At 45.6% G+C, this 25,678-nt stretch carries 23 protein-coding genes; 7 read left to right on the top strand and 16 right to left on the bottom strand.

All coding sequences use genetic code 11. The features are described from left to right. Nucleotides 1-232 precede the first annotated feature (232 nt). The 5 genes from recA to KE626_RS00430 all read right to left on the bottom strand — a co-directional run bounded on the left by recA (nt 233) and on the right by KE626_RS00430 (nt 5,250). Nucleotides 233-1,243, bottom strand: a complete 1,011-nt coding sequence (gene recA / locus KE626_RS00450) for a recombinase RecA (RefSeq protein ID WP_211970807.1) — start codon at nt 1,241-1,243, stop codon at nt 233-235. A 575-nt stretch (nt 1,244-1,818) separates the two neighbouring features. After that, entirely contained in the window at nt 1,819-2,514 is a 696-nt protein-coding gene (locus KE626_RS00445; protein ID WP_211970806.1) for a hypothetical protein, read from the bottom strand. Nucleotides 2,515-2,525: 11 nt separating this feature from the next. Next, nucleotides 2,526-4,013, bottom strand: a complete 1,488-nt coding sequence (rpoN, locus tag KE626_RS00440) for an RNA polymerase factor sigma-54 (RefSeq protein ID WP_211970805.1) — start codon at nt 4,011-4,013, stop codon at nt 2,526-2,528. Between the two features lie 112 nt (nt 4,014-4,125). Then, on the bottom strand, nt 4,126-4,725 hold the full coding sequence (gene rnhB / locus KE626_RS00435; protein WP_211970804.1) for a ribonuclease HII: 600 nt from the start codon (nt 4,723-4,725) through the stop codon (nt 4,126-4,128). A gap of 87 nt (nt 4,726-4,812) precedes the next feature. Further along, nucleotides 4,813-5,250 (bottom strand): hypothetical protein, encoded by a 438-nt coding sequence (locus tag KE626_RS00430; protein WP_211970803.1) that lies wholly within the window; start codon nt 5,248-5,250, stop codon nt 4,813-4,815. Nucleotides 5,251-5,456: 206 nt separating this feature from the next. On the opposite strand from KE626_RS00430, the gene KE626_RS00425 reads away from it, so the two are divergent. The 6 genes from KE626_RS00425 (at nt 5,457) to KE626_RS00400 (ending at nt 12,353) form a co-directional block, all read left to right on the top strand. Continuing rightward, nucleotides 5,457-7,619, top strand: coding sequence for a S46 family peptidase (locus tag KE626_RS00425; protein ID WP_211970802.1), 2,163 nt, complete (start codon nt 5,457-5,459; stop codon nt 7,617-7,619). A gap of 172 nt (nt 7,620-7,791) precedes the next feature. Continuing rightward, on the top strand, nt 7,792-8,967 hold the full coding sequence (locus tag KE626_RS00420) for a porin (RefSeq protein WP_211970801.1): 1,176 nt from the start codon (nt 7,792-7,794) through the stop codon (nt 8,965-8,967). Nucleotides 8,968-8,981: 14 nt separating this feature from the next. Next, the gene (locus KE626_RS00415; protein WP_211970799.1) at nt 8,982-10,412 is read left to right on the top strand and encodes an anion permease; all 1,431 of its coding nucleotides are present in this window, start codon (nt 8,982-8,984) and stop codon (nt 10,410-10,412) included. A gap of 226 nt (nt 10,413-10,638) precedes the next feature. After that, a complete protein-coding gene (locus KE626_RS00410; RefSeq protein ID WP_211970797.1) occupies nt 10,639-11,004 on the top strand; it encodes an IPT/TIG domain-containing protein in 366 nt (121 codons plus the stop codon). 90 nt (nt 11,005-11,094) lie between these two features. Further along, nucleotides 11,095-11,859, top strand: coding sequence for an AraC family transcriptional regulator (locus tag KE626_RS00405; RefSeq protein WP_211970796.1), 765 nt, complete (start codon nt 11,095-11,097; stop codon nt 11,857-11,859). 68 nt (nt 11,860-11,927) lie between these two features. Then, nucleotides 11,928-12,353 carry a VOC family protein gene (locus tag KE626_RS00400; protein ID WP_211970794.1) on the top strand — a complete coding sequence of 142 codons (426 nt, stop codon included), beginning with the start codon at nt 11,928-11,930 and terminating at the stop codon, nt 12,351-12,353. A gap of 8 nt (nt 12,354-12,361) precedes the next feature. Here KE626_RS00400 and KE626_RS00395 read toward each other — a convergent pair whose 3' ends face one another. The 11 genes from KE626_RS00395 to rlmD all read right to left on the bottom strand — a co-directional run bounded on the left by KE626_RS00395 (nt 12,362) and on the right by rlmD (nt 24,050). Beyond that, a complete protein-coding gene (locus KE626_RS00395) occupies nt 12,362-13,411 on the bottom strand; it encodes an META domain-containing protein (protein WP_211970791.1) in 1,050 nt (349 codons plus the stop codon). A 109-nt stretch (nt 13,412-13,520) separates the two neighbouring features. Beyond that, nucleotides 13,521-14,426 (bottom strand): SIR2 family protein, encoded by a 906-nt coding sequence (locus tag KE626_RS00390; protein WP_211970789.1) that lies wholly within the window; start codon nt 14,424-14,426, stop codon nt 13,521-13,523. A 14-nt stretch (nt 14,427-14,440) separates the two neighbouring features. Continuing rightward, nucleotides 14,441-15,151 (bottom strand): alpha-ketoglutarate-dependent dioxygenase AlkB family protein, encoded by a 711-nt coding sequence (locus KE626_RS00385; protein WP_249207176.1) that lies wholly within the window; start codon nt 15,149-15,151, stop codon nt 14,441-14,443. Continuing rightward, entirely contained in the window at nt 15,102-15,743 is a 642-nt protein-coding gene (locus KE626_RS00380; protein ID WP_211970788.1) for a DNA-3-methyladenine glycosylase family protein, read from the bottom strand. The genes KE626_RS00385 and KE626_RS00380 overlap by 50 nt, the downstream gene beginning before the upstream one ends. Nucleotides 15,744-15,801: 58 nt before the next feature. Continuing rightward, entirely contained in the window at nt 15,802-16,794 is a 993-nt protein-coding gene (locus KE626_RS00375; RefSeq protein WP_211970787.1) for a M28 family peptidase, read from the bottom strand. A gap of 20 nt (nt 16,795-16,814) precedes the next feature. Further along, on the bottom strand, nt 16,815-18,311 hold the full coding sequence (gene cysS / locus KE626_RS00370; protein WP_211970786.1) for a cysteine--tRNA ligase: 1,497 nt from the start codon (nt 18,309-18,311) through the stop codon (nt 16,815-16,817). 161 nt (nt 18,312-18,472) lie between these two features. Then, nucleotides 18,473-19,579 carry an endonuclease/exonuclease/phosphatase family protein gene (locus KE626_RS00365; RefSeq protein ID WP_211970785.1) on the bottom strand — a complete coding sequence of 369 codons (1,107 nt, stop codon included), beginning with the start codon at nt 19,577-19,579 and terminating at the stop codon, nt 18,473-18,475. A 64-nt stretch (nt 19,580-19,643) separates the two neighbouring features. Further along, nucleotides 19,644-20,732, bottom strand: a complete 1,089-nt coding sequence (locus KE626_RS00360; RefSeq protein ID WP_211970784.1) for an endonuclease/exonuclease/phosphatase family protein — start codon at nt 20,730-20,732, stop codon at nt 19,644-19,646. Between the two features lie 91 nt (nt 20,733-20,823). Beyond that, nucleotides 20,824-21,756 carry a rhomboid family intramembrane serine protease gene (locus KE626_RS00355; protein ID WP_211970783.1) on the bottom strand — a complete coding sequence of 311 codons (933 nt, stop codon included), beginning with the start codon at nt 21,754-21,756 and terminating at the stop codon, nt 20,824-20,826. Between the two features lie 47 nt (nt 21,757-21,803). Further along, nucleotides 21,804-22,628: a rhomboid family intramembrane serine protease gene (locus KE626_RS00350; RefSeq protein ID WP_211970781.1), complete on the bottom strand. Its 825-nt coding sequence runs from the start codon at nt 22,626-22,628 to the stop codon at nt 21,804-21,806. A gap of 6 nt (nt 22,629-22,634) precedes the next feature. After that, nucleotides 22,635-24,050 (bottom strand): 23S rRNA (uracil(1939)-C(5))-methyltransferase RlmD, encoded by a 1,416-nt coding sequence (gene rlmD / locus KE626_RS00345; protein ID WP_211970779.1) that lies wholly within the window; start codon nt 24,048-24,050, stop codon nt 22,635-22,637. Between the two features lie 120 nt (nt 24,051-24,170). Between rlmD and KE626_RS00340 the strand changes: the two genes are divergently transcribed. Further along, entirely contained in the window at nt 24,171-25,577 is a 1,407-nt protein-coding gene (locus tag KE626_RS00340; RefSeq protein ID WP_211970777.1) for a TlpA family protein disulfide reductase, read from the top strand. Nucleotides 25,578-25,678 lie beyond the last annotated feature (101 nt).

The raw sequence follows: 25,678 nt of genomic DNA, 5'->3' as shown, positions 1-25,678 counted from the left end.
AGATAACTTAGTGAAAAAATAAAAACCCGCTCCGGTAAACGGAGCGGGTTTTTATTTTTCGGGGTTAAGGGTCAAAAAAATCCCCGCCCAGGATAAGGCAGGGATGTGCATACTAACCCAATGCTTACTAAAACTAAAACTAACTTGTATGTATATCTTTAATAGTAAGATCTGATTCAATTTCCGGCAAATTAAAAGTAGCGGCTTTTATTCTTTTCCGGCCGGGCGTTACTTATTCAGCATCCTGTTTTTCCTGAATCTTCACTTTTATTTTTGCTTCGATTTCTGCTGCCAGTTCAGGATTGTCGATCAGCAGTTGTTTTACTGCATCACGGCCCTGACCTAACTTATTGGTGTCATAGCTGAACCAGCTACCGCTTTTCTGTACAACACCGTATTCAACACCCATGTCAATGACCTCACCCATTTTGGACACGCCCTGACCATAAATAATGTCAAACTCGGCCTGGCGGAATGGAGGCGCCACTTTATTTTTCACTACTTTCACTTTCACACGGTTACCAACCGCTTCGTCACCATCTTTAATCTGGCTCATACGGCGTATATCCAGCCTTACCGATGCATAGAATTTCAACGCATTACCACCGGTGGTCGTTTCAGGATTACCAAACATAACACCTATCTTTTCACGTAACTGGTTAATAAATATGCAGCAGCAATTTGTTTTGGCAATGGTAGCCGTTAACTTACGCAGCGCCTGTGACATCAAACGGGCCTGTAATCCCATTTTACTTTCACCCATTTCACCTTCCAGCTCACTTTTTGGTACCAGGGCTGCAACGGAATCTATTACCACTACATCCACTGCTCCGGAAAGGATCAGGCGATCTGCTATTTCCAGCGCCTGCTCACCATGATCCGGTTGTGATATTAACAGGGAATCAACGTCAACTCCCAGCCTTCTTGCATAGCTGCTGTCAAAAGCATGCTCCGCATCTATAATGGCGCAAATGCCGCCTTTTTTCTGTGCTTCCGCAATAGTGTGAATTGCAATGGTTGTTTTACCGGAAGACTCAGGTCCATATATCTCAATGATTCTTCCTTTAGGCAAACCACCAATTCCAAGTGCGATATCAAGACCCAGAGAACCCGTAGAAATTACTTCCATCGGTGCTTCTGCTTTTTCACCCATCATCATCACAGATCCCTTACCGAAATCTTTCTCAATCTTGTCCATTGTGAGGCGCAGGGCCTTCAGTTTTTCTGCATTGGCTGTAGACATATCATTAATGTTTTTACAAATTTAAAAGATAGCTGATCACAATTAGAAAGCATGTAATTGGATTGCTAAGTTATGATCTAATTTTTTATTTTCCTAAATTTTTTAGCATTTTCTTTTCAATGCTAAATAAAGTAGTATTTCTCTGTTTCCTCCGGATTCCTTTCAAACCCGGAGGCTTTTATCTTTAAGGGGTTAACCCGCAATGGCACAACAAAGATGCGAACCCATTACGCATTGAATATGCGTAACAACAAAAGACTAAAAATAATTTTGCGCCGACCTATATGAGAATTCTACTGCATTTTTAAAAAGCGTAGTTATACGCTTGAGTATCAGCGGAGAATGTTTGACTTTTGTACTGTCAAGTTTAGTTGTTGAAGTTAATCCCCCTACTGTTTGTTAAAGTTGTTTGTTAGCCTGCCTTGCGGCCTTGCATCCAATGTGCGTAAGTGATACGGTGAGCGGTCGAGGTTAAACCCCAAAAATTTTTCTTATTCGCCATTCTTTATTCTAATCTCCCTGTTCCCTGCGCGGTGTATCCGACGGGGAAGAGGGAATAGAATGGTGGGTATTGGCTATTTTACCAGTATCCAGCAGGCTGCCAGCTGGGAAATAATGCCGATAAAAAAACCGATATAGATTTCACGGGGGGTATGCGCTTCCAGCACCATGCGTGCAGTAGCTACAATAGCCGCAATAAAAATGGTAATTACCAGGGGAGTGGTTACATTCATATGCATTCCCCACATCAACGAGAACAGGAATCCGATTACGCCTCCCCAGCCCACGGTATGCATGCTGGTTTTAATGAAATTATTCGATACAAATGAAATGGAGATACTCAGGAAAATACCCAGGAAAAAAGCGGTATAGAACTTCGGCGCCGCGCCTTCCTGTTGAAAAGTATAAAACGCCCAGAAGTAATAGGTAATCATGGCCACATAGGGAATGATCCTGTCACGCTGGGTTTTCATATATATAGAAGAAACAAACTTCAGCGTTTTCGCCAGCAGCAGCGTCAGTACCGGGAAACCGATACTGATAATAGCCACCCTGAAATAAAGCATGTCAAAGGCAAAACGTTTGCTCTGCACCTTAAATGCTACCATATATTCAGGAATAGACTCCAGTACCAGGAATGTTACCAGCAGCGGGATGAACAGCGGATGAGTGAGGTAGGAAATAGCCTGGGCCAGTGATCGCATTGCGGGTGAAAATTCCGGCCTGTCGTGAAAGTTTCCGTTCCGGTCTAAAACAGCTTGTTCTTGCATGGTATAGTTTCTTATAATTCTTTACGTAAACGGGCTACCGGAATATTCAGCTGCTCCCTGTATTTGGCCACCGTACGGCGGGCAATATTGTATCCTTTGTCCTGCAGCATCTTCGTCAGATTTTCATCGCTCAGCGGCTTACGCTTGTTCTCCGCTTCAATAAGATCCGATAAAATCTTTTTTACCTCCCTGGTGGATACTTCCTCGCCACTGTCGGTCGACAACGACTCAGAGAAGAAAAATTTCAACTTAAAGGTACCAAACTCCGTTTGCACATATTTACTGTTGGCTACACGGCTTACGGTGGAAATATCCAGTTGCGTACGATCCGCGATATCTTTCAGGATCATCGGCTTCATCGTAGTTTCATCTCCCGTAAGGAAAAATTCACGTTGGTAATCCATGATAGATTCCATGGTGGACAGCAACGTGTGTTGCCGTTGTTTAATGGCATCTATAAACCATTTGGCGGCATCAATCTTTTGCTTAATAAATAAAACAGCCTCTTTCTGGCGTTTATCTTTTTTATCGCCACGGTCATATTCCTTCAGCATTTCGCGGTAACCACCTGAAATACGGAGGTCTGGCGCATTGCGTGAATTGAGGGTCAGCTCCAGTTTGCCGGCATTGTTTAATATGAAGAAGTCGGGCAGTACATAGCTTTCCGCTTTATTCAGCGTAGCAAAATTGCCGCCCGGTTTGGGGGTGAGCTTGATAATTTGCGTGATAGCCTCTTTCAGTCCTTCGTCTGTCAGCCCCAGGGCTTTCTGTATCTTCTCGTAATGCTTCTTGGTAAACTCGTCGAAATAGTTTTCGAGGATCTGGTAGGCATTATGTACGCCGGAATCGTCCTGCGGCTTACGCCTTAACTGTAACAACAAACATTCTTTCAGATCTGTAGCACATACGCCCGCCGGATCGAAGTCCTGGATCTTTTTAATAAGGGAATTGATTTCTTCCTCTGTGGTATCAATATTCTGTGAAAAGGAAAGATCATCCACCATAGAGCTGATTTCCCGCCGCAGATAGCCATCATCGTCGATGCTGCCAATAATATGTTCGGCAATGGCGTTTTGGTGATCGTCCAGCTCCAGCATGCCCAGCTGGCTCAGTAAATGTTCATGGAAAGAAGTTTCTACCCGGATAGGGATGGTCTTATTACTTTCGTCAGGATCGGGATAGTTATCGTCGCGCAGTTTGTAGTCCGCTACCTCGTCATCTCCCTCATTTACATATTCTGAAATATCAATATTGTCGTACTCATTTTCACTACCGTCCGGCTCAAATTCATCTTCTTCTGAAGGCGTTTCAAATTCTTCCTGTTCTTTAAACTCGTCCTCTCCGGCTTCTTCTCCATACTCCAACGCCGGATTTTCTTCCAGTTCCTCTTTGATTCGTTCCTCCAGGTTAACAGTAGGCACCTGCAGCAATTTCATTAACTGAATTTGCTGAGGCGAAAGCTTCTGTAATAATTTTTGCTGTTGTGTCTGCTTTAGCATAATTGTTCCCTATAAGGGCAAAATTAATAAGGATAAGATGAACCAGCTTTTAGCGGTTAGTAAATGCAGCGATGATTTCGATACACTTAGCAAAAGCTAATGGTTACATGTTTTAAAAATCCAACTCCAGTTGCTCCGGCAACAGGCGGAATGTTTTACGGTGGTAAGGCGTATCGCCAAATTCCCGGATTGCATCACGGTGTTGTTTCGTTGGATATCCTTTATTCACATTCCATCCGAAATGAGGATACGCAGTATGTAACTGCTGCATATATTCATCGCGGTAGGTCTTGGCCAGAATGGAAGCCGCTGCAATGGAGGCATATATACCATCGCCCTGTATAATACAGGCGTGTGGAGTATTGCCGTATGCATAAAAACGGTTGCCATCTACCAATATGAACTCGGGCTGCTGATGAAGCTTTTCCAAAGCCAGGTGCATGGCCTTAAAAGAAGCTTTCAATATATTTATCTTGTCTATTTCCACATTATCCACACTCGCCACTGCATAGCAGATCGCTTTTTTCTCAATCACGGTCCTTAACTTGTCCCGGTCTGTCGGCTTCATTTGCTTTGAGTCATTCAACAAAGGGTGTCTGAATTTTTTAGGCAGTATTACTGCCGCCGCAAACACCGGACCCGCCAGGCATCCCCTTCCGGCTTCGTCGCAGCCGGCTTCTGTTAATAAATCCTGATGATAAGAAAGTAGCAAATTTAAATCTGTTAAGCCGGGTAAAATTACAAGATTAATGTTCAAGGAACAAGGATTGCGGAATTTTGAAGTGATACCGCAGTCTGTTTAATCTTTCTTAAACAGATCTTTAAAATCCTGCTTGAAATCTGTCCACTCTTTATCAGATTTTTTCATCAGCTGGTCGGCCGCTGCCCGGGTACTGTCCCAGGTATCGGCACTGCTGCTCTTCACATCTTCCAGTTTCTTATTCATCTGGGCTTTCAGCGCTTCCAGTTTTTTGCGGGCCGTCTCACTTTTTTCGTCCCCGTCTTTCTTTAATTCCTTGGTGGTCTGGTCTATTTCGCTGATGCGTTCCCGGATGGCATCTTCTGCCTGCTTCTTTTGCTCGGATAAATAATCACCGGTACTGCTGGCAGCAGATTTAATATCCTCGGCTGCCTTTTGCAGATCTTCCTTTGCCTGCTCTTTTTTCTCCTCCTGAGTACTACTCTCATTGCAGGCAAAAAAAGCGGCAACGCCTATTATCAAAAATATTTTTTTCATGCTCCTTCAGTTTTTCTCAAGTTATATAAAATATTGGCACGCCTTCCGGCTGTACCCCCTTATCAAAACATATTCCAGTTTTTCTATTTACACGATGTTAATATATAAATAATTATCACATAACAGCGCCACTGGTACCTATACCTGCGCCTGGTAACAAAAAAATAGCTAGGTTTGAGGTCCTTAAAAACAAAACCTGACTTAATATGAGAAAAAAATTACTGGTTTTGCTCTTATTGCTTAGCGTAAGTATCAAGTGGGCTAAAGCAGATGAGGGCATGTGGTTGCCTTATTTATTGGGGCAGCAAACATACAACGACATGGTGAAGAAAGGATTGAAGCTGACCAAGGAACAGTTGTATAGTATTAACAAGGCGTCCCTGAAAGACGCTATCGTTATTTTTGGCGGTGGTTGTACGGGAGAAATTGTAAGCAGCGAAGGCCTCATTTTCACCAACCATCACTGCGGCTATGGCGCCATTGCAGCTGCCAGCTCCGTAGAACACAACTACCTGAAAAACGGATTCTACGCAAAAAATAAGCAACAGGAAATCACCTCCTCCCAATTGTCTGTACAGTTCCTCATTAAAGTGGAAGATGTAACCAAAGAAGTGGAAGAAGCCCTGAAAGGTTTGGACGGCGCCGACAGGGCTAAGAAAGAACAACAGGTATACGGTGATATCATTACCAAAGCTACCGCCAACACCGGCTACGAAGCGAAAGTAGTACCCATGTTCAAAGGCAACCAGTACCTGATGTTTGTATATGAACGCTATAAAGATATCCGCCTGGTAGGAACACCTCCTGAAAGCGTGGGTAAATTTGGCGGAGATACCGATAACTGGGAATGGCCCCGTCATACCGGCGATTTTTCCATTTTCCGCGTATACACCGGTAAAGATGGTAAACCCGCTCCCTATGCTGCAGATAACGTGCCCCTGAAGCCAAAGCATTTCCTGCCGGTATCAATCAAAGGCGTAAAGGAAAACGACTATGCCATGATATTTGGCTACCCCGGCGGTACCAACCGTTATGAAACGTCTTATGGCATCCAGCTGAAAACGGCTATCGAAAACCCTTTCCTGGTTAACCTGAGAGATGTAAGACTGAAAGCGATGTTTGAACAAATGAAGAAAGACCCTGCGGTAAAATTGCAGCTGGCTTCTTCTTATGCGGGTATCGCCAACTACTGGAAATTTTTTGACGGCGAAACAAAACAGCTGGAAAAGCACGGTGTTTTAGCCGATAAACAAAAACAGGAAGCCGCATTTGCCAAATGGGCACAGGGTAAACCTGAATTTGAAAACATCCTGCGTGACTACGAAGCTTCCTATAAAGCATGGACGCCATACGCCAAGCAACGCGTTTACGTGAACGAAGGCATCCTTGGCTCCCCGGTAGCATCATTTGCCGCTTCTTTGATGGGAGTAGAAAGGGCACTGGTTACTCCCGGCGCACCAAAAGATGCTGCTAAACAAGCCGTGGAAGCGGCCGACAAGGCACGCACCGCTTTCCTGGAAGGTGAAAATAAACCCAGCGATCAGAAAATCCTCGCCGCTACCTGTCATATGTTCTATACAGACATCGTGAAAGATCAGCAACCAATAGGTTTTTATGAGGGCCTGAAAGAAAAATTTGGTCCGCTCGATGAAGATAAAACCTACAACATCTGGGCAGCTGCTTTAATGAACAACACCTTTATTTTTGATGACGCTAAATGGAAAGCTTTTGTTGCCAATCCCGACGCAATAACCCTGCAGAATGACCCGGCGTTTGCTTACGCCAGCGCATTTATTAAAAATTACGTAGGTAAATATCTCTCTTTATACAACCAGTTTGTTGCTAAAAATAATGATCTCGGCCGTATTTACCTGAAAGGTGTAATGCAGATGAATCCCAACGCCAACAGGTATCCCGACGCTAACTTCACTATGCGTTTATCTTATGGTCAGGTAAAACCATATGCGCCACGCGATGCGGTGCATTACGATTACGTAACGACCATGAAAGGTGTGATAGAGAAATATGTACCGGGCGATTACGAATTTGATCTGCCTGCCAACTACCTGGATCTCTACAACAAGAAGGATTTCGGTCAGTATAAAGACGCTAAGCACAACGATATCGTAGTAGGTTTTATTACCACCAACGATATCACCGGGGGGAACTCCGGCTCTCCCGTGATCAATGCAAACGGAGAACTGATCGGGCTTGCCTTTGATGGTAATTACGAGGCGCTCAGCCATAAAATCCAGTTCGATTCCCAATACAACCGTACCATCTGCGTAGATGTACGTTACGTATTATGGTGCATCGAAAAACTCGGTGGCGCAAAAAATATTATCGATGAACTGAAACTGGTGAAATAGATAGCCGAAGGCAGAAAGTAAAAAGCCATTGTGCACGAGACAAGCGCGTAATTCGCTTATATCTCGTGCACAATGGCTTTTTGCTTTCTGCCTTCGGCTACTATGAACATTTCTGTAAGCCGTGATGTTATCCGGATAGGCCATCTATCTAAAAATCCTATAACAACCGTGCATGCATAAACGAACTTTACGCTTTGTTATCTTATTAATGCTTTGCAGCATCACCATTAAAACATACGCCTGGCGGCCCGTGGCGGCCGGGAAAGACAGTACTGTAAAAGATTCTTCTTTACATCCTGTTATTGGATTTATAAAGAAGATATCCTTTGGTGGCGTTTTCCAGGCCCGGTATACCGCTTCGCTGATGAAAGAAGTGGATGTAAATGGTACGCATCAAGCCAATGCGGATGAAGTGGTAAGAAACAGCTTCAGCATCAAAAGAGCCCGTTTGCAGGCCAAAGCACAGGTAAGTGACCGCTTTACAGCTGCTGTATTGATTAACCTGGCGGAGTTTTCCGGAGATACCAAAGGCAAAGTGCTTGAAAATGCCTACATCTCTTACCGTTGGAACGATGCGGTTAATTTTACCGTAGGACAATTCCGGCCCTCTTTTGGTTTGGAAGACCTCTACCCGGTAGATATCATCCAGTCCATGGATTTTTCCAACCAGTACTATGCCTTTGGCAGCAATGGCTGGCAAAGCTTCCAGATAGGAGTATCTATGTTTGGCGCATTTAATAAAGACAGTAAAGTGCCTGTGAAATATGCGTTGTCAGTGGTGAACGGGAATAACCGCAACCAGCCATCAGACAATGACAACGGCAAGCTTGGAACAGCAAGACTGGAGTTCGGCGATATGAATAAATTATCTTTCGGTCTCAACGGGGGCTTCGGCGCTGTAAAAAAGCAAAGCGTATATGCGTTAGGGGTAGATGTGAGCGGTGTAATTCCACTAGCGCCCAAATGGGATCTGCAGCTGCAATCGGAGTATAAAAGAGGGAATAACCATCAGCTGTATTACGGTATGGCAGACAGTTTACGGAAAGATCCCATTGGCAAATATATCATGGGCGGGGTATACGTGCTTCCTAATTTCCGCTATAAGATCAACTATCACAAGTTAACATCCATAGAGTTTTCTATGCGGTACGAATATTTTAATGAAGATCAGCGTCATAACGGTAATGTGCGACAGTCGTACATTCCAATGATAAGCCTCGCGTTTCTGAAAGATTATGGCGGTCGTATTCAGTTAGGAATGCAGATCGATCAGTACAATAAAGATATTCCGGGTACCAAAACACATAACAGCAACCTGTTGATTGTACAGGTACAATGCAGATTTTAATAAAGGCCATTAATATGAAAGAAATCAAGTATCCGCAACTGTTAATTACCGTGGCTATTGGGCTGCTGATCTGGTTTATACCGGCGCCGGCGGGCGTAAAACCGGAGGCCTGGCACCTGTTGGCTATTTTCCTGGCCACCATTGTGGGCATCATTATGAAAGCCGCCAGTATGGGCACTATGTCTATGATGGCGATTACACTGGTAGCCGTGTCGGGGGTATTGGCCCCGGGCGACCCGGCAAAATCGATTACGCTGGCCCTTAGCAGCTTTGGCGACAAGGTAATATGGCTGATCGGCATTTCCTTTTTTATTGCCAGGGGATTTATTAAAACCGGGCTGGGGAAGCGGATAGCCTATCTTTTTATCCGGGTATTCGGGCGCAGCTCCCTGGGCCTGGCCTATGGACTTGGCCTGGCAGACCTGGTACTGGCGCCGGCAGTACCCAGCAATACGGCGAGGGGTGGAGGAATCATTTACCCCATCATGAAATCTATGGCAATGAATTTTGGTTCTATGCCTGATGAGCCGGCCACCCATCGTAAACTGGGTGGATACCTTACCCTGAACAGTTACAATATGAACCTGATCACTTCTTCCATGTTTTTAACTGGTACAGCCAGTAATCCCATGTGTCAGAAGTTTGCGAAAAACCTGGGTATAGAAATATCATGGATGTCGTGGTTTACAGCGGCCATACTGCCGGCACTGGTGTCTGTTATCGCCGTGCCCTGGATACTGTATAAGATATATCCGCCGGAGCTGAAGTCTACCGGCGATGCGCCTGCCATGGCTTCGGAAAAGCTGAAGGAAATGGGGCCTGTACACCGGAATGAATGGCTGATGCTACTGGCATTCTTTATCCTGTTGCTGCTGTGGATTACCGGCGATCTCTTTGGGATAGACGCGACCTCTACTGCATTGATAGGCCTGGTATTCCTGCTCATTTCACAGGTATTGACCTGGGAAGACGTGAAATCGGAAAAGGGAGCCTGGGATACGATCGTATGGTTTTCAGCACTGGTAATGATGGCAAGTTTCCTGAATACACTGGGCTTTATTCCCTGGTTCAGCGACCTGATCAAACAACAGGTTGGCGGTATGAAATGGACGGTGGCTTTCCCTATCATTGTACTGGTGTATTTCTACAGTCATTACATTTTTGCCAGCGCCACTGCGCATGTGGCGGCCATGTATTCGGCTTTCCTGGGAGTCGGTATTTCGGTAGGTATACCGGGTACATTACTGGCATTGGTGCTGGGCTTCTGCGGTGGCATTTTTGGCACACTTACACATTACGGGCATGGCCCTGCGCCGGTATTTTTCGGAAGCACTTATGTGGATCTGAAAGATTGGTGGAAATGCGGGTTTATATTGAGTATCGCATTGATCATTATCTGGATGGGTATAGGAGGCGGCTGGTGGAAAGTGCTGGGGATCTGGTAAACTGAAAAAATGGTCCCGCAACTTCATATATCCGTTTACGTAATTCTACGCATTTTAAAAATAAAGTTAGGATACTTGTCTTTTTTTTGAAAGATACGTCGTAAATTTGCGTCCGTTTGAATACCGAATATATACTGTTGCTGATAAGAGTTGCAATTGCAATAGTGTTAACCCCGGTGAATTATTTGTAACAGGGTTTGTGACCCCCCAAAAAGAATGAAATAAGATGACACATTGTAAAATGTTTGTGGTAGCCCTTATGCTGTCGATAGCAGCTATGGTGGCTTGTTCCCCTAACCAGAACGAAAGTAAAGAAGTAGTGGTGACCGTAGCAGGAAATGCCGGTAATTTTCTCATCATTAAAGGCCATGGTTTTAGCGAAGATAAAAGCCTGAATAAGGTTGTTTTCGGAACCGTGCAGGCACAGGTTTTACGGGCAGATAGTAACTATTTGCTGGTACAGGTACCCGTGCAAAAAGCAGCCACCGTTCCGGTGGTAGTAGCAGTAGGAAATAGTACTTCCAATGCTATGTTATTTGAATATCATCCCAACCTGGTAGCAGCCATTTTTCAGGTATCTGCCAGTATCTAAAAGAGTGTGAGTTAAATGTAATGGGTAGAGGTCTTTTAAGATCATCTACCCATTGTATTTTATGTCATATTTTTTGCCTACACTTGTTGTATGTACCGGGAGATAAACCCGCATCCCTTATTGGCTGCTTATGTAGATGCCTACTGGGTTGCTGCGGTTACACAACACAGCCGGCAACGCATTTTGCCGGACACCTGCGCCGATATTATATTTAATATCAGCAGAGATGTTATTGCTGTTGCCGATGGTGAACAGATAGCACCGCATACTGCTTTTGTGGTAGGCACCATGACCGCCTTCCAGGATTCGGAGATGCCCGCTAATACCGCTATGCTCGGCATCCGGTTTCGTGCCGGCGGGTTGAATGCCTTCACCGGGTTGCCATTACAGCTGATTACAGATGGACATTTATCTCTGAAGGAAACGGCCGCCGACTGGCATACAACGCTGGAGCCTTTGCTGGCAAAAGAGATTTCGGTGCGCGGAAAAATTCATTGCATCGAGAATTTTTTGTTACAACGCTTACCCGCAGCGCATAATAATTTCAGGAAAATACAACACAGTATATCGTTAATTCAGCAGGCACAGGGAAAGATACCTGTTGCTGCGCTTGCCGCCGGCGCCTATATGAGCACCCGTAATTTTGAAAGACATTTCCTGCAATCCGTGGGAGTATCTCCTAAAACGTTCACACGCATTGTTCGTTTCCTGGAAATCAGGCGACAGCTGAAAACGGAATCTCATACTCATTTGTTATCATTGGCGCTGGACAATGGATTTTATGATCACGCGCATCTGACCCGTGAATTTAAAGCGTTTTCAGGCGAGAGTCCCAGCGGATACCAGCAACGATGATGGTCGTTTTTTTACAAACGACGATTATTTTCCTGTACTAATTTTGTGTTTATAACAAAAGGAAACGTATGGAACAACGGCTTACATTGATCACACTGGGTGTGCATGATCTTTCACGTTCACTGAAATTTTATGAACAGGGACTGGGTTGGAAACGGTCTGCCGCCAGCCAGGAAGGCATTGCTTTTTTTTCTTTGGGAGGTATCGTTTTATCACTTTATCCCAGGGAAAGTTTAGCAGAAGATGCCCAGGTACCGGCTGCCGGCAGTGGTTTTAGCGGGATTACCCTCGCCTATAATGCCCGGGACCGGGCGGAAGTAGATGCTGTTTTGCAACTCGCAGAAAACGCCGGCGCCGATATTATAAAACAGGCACAGGACGTATTCTGGGGTGGCTATAGTGGCTATTTCCGCGATCCTGACGGACATTTGTTTGAAGTAGCGCATAATCCTTTCTGGGAATTGAATGAAAGGGGAGAAGTAGTGTTGGAATAGTTGTTCTTTTACTTCTCCTGCATCCCGAACATCACTACAATTTTTCCGTCTTTATAGAGGTTCAATGTTTGATCCGCTACATCATAACGATAAGTGTTATCGCTGATTAACTTCAGAAACGCTGCTTCGCGGTGCATCACATCTGCATCAGGGCAGGCCATGCGCGTGCTTATCGCTTGTGTAAATGTGATCTTATCGCCGCTGGTAGTGTAGCCGCCGGAAATGCTGTTGCAGCCGCCTTTTCCATGGAAGCGTTTTTTTGCCGCATCAAATTCCAGCCATATGCCTGAGTTGCTGACAGTGCCTTCGTTGATTTGGGTTAATGCCCATTTTTTTCCGGCAACGGTTTCCTTGCTGCCGGCGGTGTTTTTACCGCCATCTTTATTTTCCAAACGGAATTGTAGTATTGTTTTGCCATCCTTTACGAGGTTCACTAAGGGACCTGCCACTTCATATTTAAAAGTTTGATCGCCTAAGTGTTGTATAAAAGCGCCTTCTCTGCGCATCACATCATTATCCGGACAGGCCATCAGCGTGCCGGCAACTTTGGAAAAAGTAATATTGCTGCCACTGCTGGAATAGCCGCCCATCATGTTATTGCAGCCACTTTTACCATAGATCCGTTTTTTACCTGCGTCGAATTCCATCCATATTTTGCCATCGGTAACATCGGCATCATCCATTTTAACGAGCACCCATTTTTTGCCGGTAACAGCTGCCAGCTGGTTGCTGCTGCTGATTCTTTTTTTCTCCAGCACTTTGGTTAAAGTATATTTAAGAGAAGAGCCATCTGCCGGCGGGTTTTTGATCTGGGTAATTCGCACCCTTAGTTTATAACGATAGCCGGGAGTATATTTAAAGCCATTGATGTTGGTGTATAAGTTAGACCAGTCCGCATCGTTTACGCCTTTTATCTGCAGGCATTCCATGGGTGCTACTCCTGTGCAGGGTTCCTTTGACTCTTTTACATAAATGATCTGTGTTTTTGCGGGTTGTTGCTTGTTCTGTACCGGGGCCATAAAGGTGGTGGCGAAGGTGATTGCTAGTTCCAATAACATAAAATATAGATTTTAATAATTAACAACAAAAAGCGCCATCAGGTTGTGCCTTTTGTTGGAATGGCCCATATTTTGCAAAAACGCTGCCAGTCTCGCTTTTATGGAATCATTACCTGCTTTCGCAGCCATGGAAGCTGGATTGAGGCGTTTTACCCAAGCCTTTTACAATAGATTCATAATAGGCCAGCTTGTCTTTTCCCGGTAAAGCAATAATAGTCACATCGTTAGCTGTGAGCAGATCCAGTTTATATTTAGATGCTGCCACATATTCTTCCGGGATATAGTAATATATTTTGTTGTGCACCGGCACATTTTTGTGATGGAATTTCTGACGGGCCCTGTAGGTCAACAGCCACCACAGGTCTGTTTCCACAAAGTCGAGTGACAGGCCAAAGATGTGTATATCGTCGGTAAAGAAGAGGTCAATCCAGGAATGAAAATATACTTCTTTGGCGTGTATACGTCTTAACAGGGAGGGTTTGGGTACTTCTTTGGATGTATATACCGTACCACTTACCACGTAGTTACGCATCAACTGCAGCTGACCGCCGTAATGCTCAAAGCCGAGATTGATGCTCATCGGGTTCAGACAGTCGCCATGAATATGCCAGTAGTTGGTATCTCCCACTCTATATCGTCTGAATATGCTGTAAAACTTTTCGTTGATCAGGCTGGTATTTTCGAGTGGTGTGCTGCCTTCCAGCGTAAATTCATAATTAGTGGTAAGGATATGCGCCGGTCTCAGGGCCCGGATGGCGCTGTGTATGCTGTTGCCCTGGATTTCAGCAGCTTTGATGGCGATAAATGACTTCAGGTCTCTTTCGCGGATTTTATGGTTTTTGCTGGCAGTTAAAAATATTTCTTCATACAGTAAGGGGAAGGGTTTTTTATCGTCCAGTTGTACACAGTCGCCCGCGTGACAAAAAGTGATAACATCCTGCAGCAAATCCTTCCAGCTTTGTCCGCGGGAAATGTTGTTGATGTCATTTCCGATTAATAAAACGAGGTTTTTCATAAGATATCTTCTTTTTAAGGGTTGATGAATCGGAAGGTGAGGTTAATTCTTCCGGTGGATACTTTTGTTGTTTTCGGCACCTGGTGCTCCCAATATTGCTGTAGTGTGCCTTTCATAATCAACAGGGAGCCATGCTGTAGTGCCAGTTCATACTTCCGGCTGCGATCATCTTTGTAACGCAGCAGGAAGCGACGCGTGGCGCCAAAATTAACCGAGGCAATTACAGGGCGGGCACCCAGCTCCGGTTCATTGTCGGCATGCCAGCCCATGGAGTCGTTGCCGTTACGGTATAGGTTCAGTAATACACTGTTGAATGACTGGCCGCATAGCGGTGTAATACGGTCCCGGATCTGCGCCAGGAGAGGTGTCCAGGGCTGTGGAGTAAACACATTCCCGGAAAATGCATAGGAACTGCCAGCATCGCCGTACCAGGCCATTAAACGGGGAAATAAAACTTCCCGTCCATACATCTTCATCGATTCCTGTTTCCAGGCAATGGTGTCGGTTAACATCCGCATGCAATTATCGCTCTCCGCAGTATCAAAAAACTGCGGATAATAGACCAGCTCTCCATTCAGTAATGAAATCTCAGTAGCTGCATCCCGATCATTGAAGAAACTTCCCTGCGCATTCATATCACAAATGTAGGTAAGCGCTACGCATTGTATATGTGTGTTATTTATCCGGTGTGTTATCTTTCCAGGACCATAAGTAACGACAGGCATGGGTGCGGTAAGGCGCCCATTTATCCGATATTTTGCGGAGCTGATCGCGGAAGGCCTTTTTATCTTCCCGGTCCAGTTTGTATAACTTGATCATGGCCTGCTGTAAGCCCCAGTCATCCATTGCAAATACATCATCCCGGCAAAGGTGAAACATCAGCAGCATTTCCACTGTCCATCTGCCTACACCTTTGATTTGCGTGAGATAAGCAATCACTTCATCATTGCCCATTTTTTTCAGCTTGCTGTCCGTCAGTTTTTCCGCAATCACAAACGCTGCCACGTTATGTACATAGGTCACCTTGGCGTTGGATAAGCCAATGCCCCGCAGCGTAATAGCGGGCGTGTCAAGGATCTGCCTGGCGGTGGGTTCCCGGCGGCCGTAAAGGTCCAGGAAACGGGAATAGATCACATCTGCCACCTTGGTGGATAACTGCTGACTCATAATGGAACCAATGAGCTTCAGGCAGATGTTTTTTCGTATAGTCAGTTCCGTTAAAGGACCATCAATGATCTTCTGCAGCTTTTTATCCCTGCTGAGATGCACCTGGTAATGTACCGGCGTGGCTTCCGGAGTACCTGCTGATCTGGGCATAAACTGTTTTTTAGTTAATACATCACATCATCCTTCACCCCGGAATACCCATTCGCTACTAGTAATTGAACGGTTGCGTATAGATCACCTGCAGCAGCGTTTGACCAACTGCCCGCAGCGTTTTCTTGTCTATCACGTCCATATTGTCGTTCTGTGTATGCCAGTGCGGCGCAAAGTCATTATTCGCCTGTAATGCAATGATATCAAATGTTGGAATATTCGCGATGGTATTTACCGGAATATGATCGTCGGTAATATAAGCGCCGTTGTTTTCATACCGGAACATATCCGAATAGCCCAGTTTATTGGCAACATCCCAGAACATTTTCATCTGCGCAGCAGCATATTGCTTGGAAGATCCCTCCATATAAAACTGTGTGCCACGGCCGCCTACCATATCCAGCAGGATTCCATAGTTTGCTTTATAACCCGGCACATGCGGATTTTTTGCCCAGTACTGGGTACCCAGACAAAAAGAATTTTCATCACTTTTGGAACCGTAATCTTCCACATCTACCAGCAAAATATCTACACCTGCTTCAGGTTTCTGGAGTTTGAACTGCCGGGCTACTTCCATTAGTACGGCTACGCCACTGGCGCCATCATCCGCACCATCCAGCTTCTTCTTTTTGTCAAAGGCATCTTCATCCGCCCAGGGACGCGTATCCCAGTGCGCCAGCAGTAAAATGCGTTGTTTGGCAGCCGGGTTAAAGCTGGCAATGATGTTTATGCAGGGGAGTTTCAGATTGCCGGGCGCGGTAACGGTAGTGCGTTGTACATACACGGTGTCGGCCCATGAGCGCAGACTGCCAATCAGCCAGTCAGCGCATTTTTCCTGTGCCGGTGTATTTGGAATCCTTGGACCGAAACTCACCTGTTTGGCGGTATAGGCATACGCTGAATCTGCCTGGAAAGCAGGTACAGGTACCTCCAGTTTGGCTACCTTGCCTTCACCGGTGCTGTCGTTGTTATTATCTGTTGTCTGGCCATTCTGCTGACAGGCGCCGGTCAGTATGGCCAGCGCTGTCAGCGTAATAAGAGCTTTACGCATTATCTTCCCGAATATTTAGTTTATTGAAGACTGTATGAAACAGAACCATCTTTTTCATCTTTCAGTTGTACGCCAATTGACAATAATTCATTACGGATTTTGTCTGAAGTGGCATAGTCCTTACGGCTTTTGGCTTCTTTACGCATTTCAATCAGCATCTGTAACACGCCATCCAGTTTGTTGTCTTCGCCGCTCACCGTTTCCTGTTGAATCCCCAGGATGTCTACCAGGTAAGTCTTCCAGGTTTGCTGTAACCCATTAAAAGTATCTTCACTGATTTCGTGCATTTTTATCTGCCCGCCTTTCAGGGAATTGATCACCGGTGTAAGTTCAAACAGGTTAGCCAGCACTTTGGCGGTATTGAAGTCGTCGTTCATGAATTCAGGGCATTCCTGGCACCAGGTGCGCACCTGGTTGTCGAGTTCTTCATTGATACCTTCGCCGTTGCTGCTATAGGTCAGCTTCTGCAATGTTTCATAGGCCGCCCATAACCGCTGCAATCCTTTTTCCGCGGCCTGCAGGGCTTCATTGGAAAAGTCCAGTGTGCCACGGTAATGGGTTTGCAATACAAAGAAACGGATGGTCATGGGACTGTACGGCTTTTCCAATTGCGGATTACTGCCGGTAAACATTTCGGTCAGCTTAATGGTGTTGTTGTATGCCTTCCCCATTTTGCGACCATTGATGGTGATCATGTTATTATGCATCCAGTAGCGCGCCATCATTTCTCCGTGGGCGATTTCACTCTGCGCAATTTCGCACTCGTGGTGCGGAAACTGCAGGTCCATCCCTCCACCGTGAATATCGAACTGCCCGCCGAGATATTTGGCGCTCATGGCAGAGCACTCAATATGCCATCCCGGGAAACCTTCTCCCCATGGGCTGGGCCAGCGCATAAGGTGCTCCGGCGGCGCCTTTTTCCAGAGGGCAAAATCAGCCTTGTTATGTTTATCGTCCTGACCTTCCAGTTCCCTGGTGGTTTCCAGCATATCTTCCAGGATACGGCCGCTCAAAATACCATAGTCATAGTTGGCGGCATATTTTTTTACGTCGAAGTACACGCTGCCGTCTACTTCATACGCATAGCCTTTTTCCATGATCGTTTTGATCATTTCTATCTGTTCTATGATATGGCCGGTTGCGGTAGGTTCTATGCTGGGTTCCTGGCAGCCGAATTGCAGCATGGCCCAGTGGTACAGGTTGGTGTACTTCTGTACCAGCTCCATTGGCTCCAGCTTTTCGAGTACGGCAAATTTTGAAATTTTATCTTCCGCTGCACGACCTTCTTCCTCAAAATGGCCGGCATCGGTAATATTGCGTACATAACGCACTTTATAACCCAGGTACTTTAAATAGCGGAATACCACGTCGAAGGTAATGTAAGGGCGGGCATGACCCAGGTGCGATTCGCCTGATACGGTAGGTCCGCATACATACATGCCTACGTGGCCCGGGTGCAGTGGTGTAAATACTTCTTTCTGTCGGTGTAATGAATTGTATATCCTGAGTTCTGACATATGCTGTAAATGACAGATGTCATCCGGCTGTGCCGGGGCCTGACATCTTATTTTTTATTGATGGATGGCAAAGATAAAAATTGTTTTCCGGGTACGATAATCTACCGGAACAACATCGGTCTGCCATACATGTATTATACATTTTCATAATGGTTTTACAGTTATTTATTTACTTCTACTTCCGTTTTTCCGCTGCCTATTAAACTCAGATTGGCAATTACAGGATAATGATCAGACAGGTCTGAAATGATTTTCCGGAAGCTGTTTACCTTAAAATGGTTGCTCACAAAAACGTAATCAATCCGCAATGTGGGCGCCAGCCCCGTAAAAGTACGTCCTATTCCCAAACCTTTTTGCAGAAAAGCGTCCTGGAGGTCGCCTTTAATGGTAAAGTAGGTATAAGAGGCGGGCGTATCGTTAAAATCGCCGCAAACGATAACAGGATAGGGGCTCTGCCGGATAAATCCCCCCACAATGTCGGCCTGTTGACTGCGGCGGATATACGCTTCCCGCATTTTTTGAATGATGCTTTTCGTGGCAATCAGCCCGGTGTCTTCCTGGTTACGGATTTTCCGGATGGCAGAATAATCTTTTTTATCAAACCGGTACGATTCCAGGTGCATATTAATGATCCGGATAGTATCGTTGTCCTTTACAATATCTGCATAAATAAGGCTTTCGCTTCTTGGTCCCATGCTCATTTTCACCTTGTCGGATGCAATAATGGGAAAACGGGAATAAATAATAGACCCCCAGTGCTGCATGCCATCGCGGTTAAAGTCGCTGGAAAAATAGCGATAAGGCAATGACATCTCCCGGGAAATATCCTCCCGGTTGTTAAAGTCATTTTTCTTTTCAGAAGTATAAAAATCCTGGAAGCAGGCAACATCCAGCTCCTGTTTTTTGATCATGGCGAACATCGCCTGCCGGTTGTATTTACTGTCCTTTTCGCGGTATAATCCAAACTGGCTTACGTTGTAGCTCATGATGTTAAGACTGTTCCCACTTTTAACTGCCTTGTTGCCGGAAGGCATGTGAAAGGCTACAAAGGCACTGATGGATTTCCATCCCAGTAACAGGGCGATCAGTGATAATAGGGCATAACGATAACTAAAAAACAGCCACCCGATAAGGAATATTACCAACAATCCCAGCAGGAACGGAAAAGCCAGTGTGATAAAACTGATTGGCCAGAACCATGCCGGTGAAATATAGGGCGCCATACAGGCGGCCAGGAAAAGTAATACCACGGCGAAGTTGATGATCAAAAAAAATCCTTTCGTAAATAGTCTTAAAAATCGCACCGCGTCATACTTTGTTGAAGTACTAAAGTTAGTGTTTTTTCAACGACAGACAGGCCATAACCGGGAAATGCTCGGAGGGATGTATCTGTAAAACCCCGCCGCTGTGGATACTGAAGGATGGCTGTGCCAGCAGGTAGTCGATCCGCAGGGTAGGCGATAGAAAAGACAAGGTTCGCCCCAGTCCATTACCGGTTTCCAGGAAAACATCCTTCATATTATGGCTAACTGTTTTGTAGGTAAAAGATACCGGTGTATCATTAAAATCCCCGCAAACAATAGCCGGGTAGGGACTTTCAGCTACCAACGCCGCCAGCTGAAGCGCCTGTGCAGACCTTTTCTCAAAGGTGGACCGCATTTTATAGATCAGGCTTGAACTACCCGGTGCGCTCATGTTATTGTAGTCCTCACTATTAAACATATACGAAGTAAGGTGTACGGAAAATATACGGATGGTATCTCCATTTATTGCAAGGTCGGCTTGCAGGAAGCTGCTGCCGCTGCCCGCTGAACTCTTCCCGCATGGAATGGAAGATGCTGATAGGATAGGATAACGCGAAAACAGCGAGATGCCGTAGTACCAGGTATTCCAGTGGGTTTTATCACAGGTAAAATAGTGCCAGCCGTAATTACCCGTCCGCATAATACTGTCTATATGGTGCTCCCTGCCGGCCTGGTCGTTGCTGTAAAATTCCTGCATACAAAGAATACCGGGCCTTGCCTTACGGATCATGTCATAGATAGCTGCCACCCTGGCTTCCTCCGTTTTGTAAGCCACCAATCCCATGCTGCTGCTATTATACGTCATCAACGTAAAACTGTTGGCTACAGTACCTTCACCCGCATTTACCGGGTGAAAGCTCCAGGTAACCAGGGCTGCAGGAATAGCACAGCAAAGGGCAATACCACACAGCAACAACGGCATTTTCATTTTATACCACCACAGGAGAGGTAACAATAACAGGCAAACGGGAAATAATATGGGGAAGAAAAAACCGGAAAAACCGGCTACCCAGAATTTACCGGGATTAAGATAAGGAAGCCAGGCGCTCAGTAACAGGCCAGTGGCCAACACGATACTGCTCCAAAGTAAAATCCGGCTTGAAATTTTTTGTAGCATAGGGATACAAGCAATTGCGAATTTCAAATTACGAATTATGGTGATGAATTTATCATCCCTTATTTATCGTAATTCGTAATTCAACGTGCTTTCATTCTGGCCGGCTTGCTCTGAGTAAAGTTTCTCTTTCATCGGGAGAAAGAGACGCCAGGCCGTTTTCATTTATCTTATCAAGAATTTCATTTAATCGTTGTTCCGGTACTTTGCCAACCCGTTTGAAAGGCTGCTGTTCGGGATCAGATGGATTCGCCTTTTTTTTAAAATCATCGGGGTTGACGCGTTGTGAAGCCGGATGGAAAACATGGGTCAGTTTGAAGGTCAGTTTGTTGAAGCCCGAGCCCCAGTCGTTGCCCTTTTTCCATTGGGTCATATAGATCCATCCTGCCAGTCCGCCACCAGCCAGTACCGGGATATAGGTATAACCATAGGGAGATGACAACATCAGCGATCCTATAGAAAGTACGGCAAACAGCACGGTGACGATCCAGAGGGAAATACCTCCGGCCAGCAGAGGAAATATGCGGAAACGGGGTGCAATGGTGGTAACACCAATGGCTATCGCCATAATACTGCCTGCTGCCCCCAGCGCGTATTCACTGCCGGCCACCACGTGAAAAGACAGGATGAGCTGCATGGCAGCTACATAAAACAGATTACCCAGGATGCCTCCAAAAAGATATAAAGGCAATATCCGCTGATAGCCGGCCAGGTGCTGCATAAAAGTGCCAAAGCACCACAGCCACACCATGTTGCTGAATACCTGCCATACGCCAATATGTGTAAACAGGGACGTGACCAGTGTCCATGGACGGGATAAAAACCGGGAGCCGTCTGCCGGAAGCCTGAGCCAGGTCATGATGTCCTGGTGAAACCGCGGTTCTCCCACATCTTCCATCTTGTAAATCACCAGCGTAAACAGCAGGAAAACAAAAATGGTAAGATTAACGACCAATAATTGTGTCACCATATTTCTACCTTCTCCTAAAGAGAGGCGGGGCAATTTCTCCTTTTCCAACGCATGCATGGTACAAATATTTTTCAATACAAAAATACGTCATTAATACAGTTGTATTAATAAAAATCTGTTCGCTTTTTCGACCACCCTCTGAGCAGCAGGTACGCAAAGAGCGCGCCACCCAGGTGGGCAAAATGCGCCACATTATCACCGGCAGAATTCTGGATACCAGACCATAGTTCGGCTACAATCATAAATCCAACAATATATTTCGCCTTGATTGGAAACATAAAGTAGATGTACATATAGGTATTTGGAAACAGGAACCCGAATGCGAACAGGATGCCATAAACAGCTCCGGAAGCACCAATGGTGCCCACATTCCGGTAGTAGTTAACATATTCCTTTACATATGTCTGGGCCATATATATGGCACTCTGATCATTATTGGCAATAGCTGTTTTCAGGCTTTCCATGTTATTGGTGCCGTTCCCAAGGTCAAACTTGTTATCCAGCAGGGTAAAGTTGCTGAAAGTCGGATCATTCAGGAAATTGGTTGCGTACTTCGTCAGGTTGATGTTTTCATAAGTAAGCACACCCATATGGCAAAGTGCGGCGCCTACACCACAGATCATATAAAAAATCAGGAACCGCTTGGAACCCCATAAGTTTTCCAGGGTGGCGCCAAACATCCACAGGGTAAACATATTGAAGAACACATGCGCAGGGTTCTTCGGGTCGTGCAGAAATAAGTGTGTGATGAACTGATGCGGCCTGAAAAGCTCTGAACCCCAGTAATGGAGACCGAATAAACGACTCAAATCATAGTCAAATCTGTTCAGCAGCGTCAGCTGCACCAACCAAATCAAACCATTAATGATCATCAGGTTTTTGATCACCATGGGGAGGTACTGAAATTTTCCGGGCCTGTACTCGTTCATTTTTACTTAGTTATTATCTCTTTTTTTCAACAACACCACATTTTCGATGTGATGTGTGTGTGGAAACATATCTACCGGTTGTACCTTTTCCACTGTATAAAGTGCATCCAGCAATGCCAGGTCCCTGGCTTGTGTAGCCGGATTGCAGCTCACGTATACAATTTTGGGCGCCGCAATTTCAAGCAGCTTGTTAACCAGTTTTTCGTGCATGCCTGCCCGTGGGGGATCGGTGATAACCACATCCGGTTGCCCGTGATGCGCAAAAAATGCATCATCACAAATATCCACCACATCGCCTGCAAAAAACTCTGCATTCGTTACGTTATTACGGGCGGCATTTTCTTTCGCATCGTCTATCGCTTCTTTTATCAGCTCAATACCCACCACCTTACGGGCATTACGGGATACAAAGATCCCTATGCTCCCGGTGCCGCAATACAAATCATATACGATTTCAGATCCCGTTAACCCGGCAAAATCCCTCGTTACCTTGTATAGTACTTCACCCTGGTAGGTATTGGTCTGGAAAAAGGATTTAGGACCTATTTTAAAAACAAAGTCTTCCAGTTTTTCTTCTGCATACCCTTTGCCAAAATATACTTTGGGTTCCAGGTCAAAAATGGTGTCATTGCCTTTTGGGTTAATAGTATAAAGTACGGTTGTAATAGCCGGCACCGTTTTCAGCAAATGATCCAGTAAAGCAATCCTGTTCTCCTTGTCTTCATGACGGATCACCAGGTTCACCATAATTTCGCCGGTGGTACACAACCGGATCACCAGGTTACGTAACCAGCCCTGTTGTGCACGGATATCGTAAAATGTGAGCTCATGCGCTACTGCATATTCACGGATCGTATTACGGATCAGGTTCACCGGTTCCTGCATCAGGTAACAGGTATCTATATTCAGTACTTTGTCGAACAGTTTGGGTACATGAAAGCCCAGCGCGGGTCTTACAGGTATTTCACCGTCATTGGCCTTTATTTCTTCGTTGGTAAGGTAAGCTTTGTTACTGAAGGTAAACTCCAGTTTGTTCCTGTAGTGCTCCGTGTGTACACCGCCCAGGATAGGCGCCATGGGTGGCAATGTCAGCTTGCCTATACGCTGCAGGTGATCTGCTACCTGTTGTTGTTTATATTCCAGTTGCTGGGAGTAAGGCAGCATCTGCCATTTACAACCACCACAGGTACCAAAATGCTGGCAAAAAGGAGTAACCCTTTTGTCAGAATAGCTGTGGAAGTGAACCGCTTTCCCTTCTGCCCAGTCTTTTTTGTTTTTACTGAGGCGAACATCTACTACATCACCGGGCACCACGCCACCTTCAATAAATATAACTTTCCCGTCTTGACGAGCCAGGGCTTTACCCTCTGCCGCATAGGCAGTAACGGGTACATTTTCTAAAACAACATTTTTTTTCCTCACGGCTGCAAAGGTAATTGGAAATGCTGAATCCTACGTCGTAATTCATGTAATTACCACTCAGCACACCGCTTTCCTTTTTTACTTTTTTCCGCTTACATTTACATATTGCTTTCAAATCTTATGCGTAAATTATTTGTAATACTGATAGCCACCCTTTTGGGGCAATTGCACCTGCAGGCGCAGGGATACCAGGTAACGGTAAAGCTGAAAAATTTTACCGGTGGAAAGTTTTTCCTCGCCCACTACATGGGCCGGTCCACCTACCTGGCCGATTCTGCAACGGTAAGCCCTGCCGGCGAAGCGGTCCTTAAAGGTGCAACACCTTTGCTGCCAGGCATCTACCTGCTGGTGTTGCCGGGAAAAGAAAAATATATTGAAGCGCTGATCGATAAACAGCAATTCTTCAGCGTAAGTATCGATACCAGCGATCTTATCAACAAAACCGTCTATAAAGGCAGCCCGGACAACGATTTGTTCCTGTCGTACAATAAATTCCTTTTCCAGCAGGAAACGCTGAGCCGCAGCATTCAGCAACAGTTGCAGGCAGCCCATACCGCCGCCGATACGGCCAGGGTGCTGCCTTTGCAAAAAGAATTAGGACAAAAGATCCAGCACTTCCGGACAGATTTTGTAGCCAAACATCCTGGTAATATCCTCAGCACTATATTCCTGGCCATGAAAGAGCCGGAAGTGCCGCAGCAACCTGCAGGAGAGGACTCCTCCTTTGCATACCGGTATTTTAAAGGTCATTACTGGGATGAGGTAGACCTGCAAAGCGATCGCCTTGTAAGAACACCCATACTCGAAGGAAAACTGAAGAAATATTTCACACAACTGGTACCGGCCTCCCCCGATTCCATTGTTGTGGAATGTGATGCCCTCATTGCCCGCACCCGTAAGAGTAAAGAGGTGTTCAAGTATGTGCTCTGGTGGCTTACCTACAATTATGAAAGCTCTCCCTATATGGGCATGGACGCCGTATTTGTACACCTGGTGGAGAAATATTATGTTCCCGGCGAAGCCTTCTGGCTGAATGATGAACAATTGAATAAGATCGTGGACCGTGCCTATACCATGGCGCCTAATCTTATCGGAAAGCAGGCAGCTCCGCTCGAATTTAAAGATACCGCTTCCCATATGCTGTCTCTCTATAAAACCCAATCAAAATATACCATACTGGTTTTCTGGGACCCCACCTGCGGACACTGTAAAACAGAGCTGCCCCGCCTGGACTCCGCTTTTAAAGCAAGCTGGAAAAACAAAGACGTTGCGATGATTGGCGTAAAAACAGAAGGCACCCGGGAAGAATGGCTGCAGTTTATCAAAGAACATAACCTCAGCGGCTGGGTGCATGGCTCAGATCCTCAATCTGCTACCAATTACCGTCGCTTGTACGATGTATACAGCACCCCTATGATCTACCTGCTCGATGAAAAGAAGAAAATTGTGGCAAAAAGACTCGGAGTAGAACAATTACAGGAGTTCCTGGACCGTGTAAGTGTAAAAAATGACGCGGTAAAAAGGTGATATCGGGTATAACCTGATAACTTTAGATTCATCTTTGATGTTGATAATCAATTTTTTATGCGGTTTTAACAATCCTTTGGCATAGTCTTTGGCAACTGGCT

This window comes from Chitinophaga hostae (assembly GCF_018224885.1).
GTDB classification, from domain to species: domain Bacteria; phylum Bacteroidota; class Bacteroidia; order Chitinophagales; family Chitinophagaceae; genus Chitinophaga; species Chitinophaga hostae.
The sequence above is the reverse complement of the archived record's forward strand: the minus strand, read 5'-3'. Positions and strand labels throughout refer to the sequence as shown.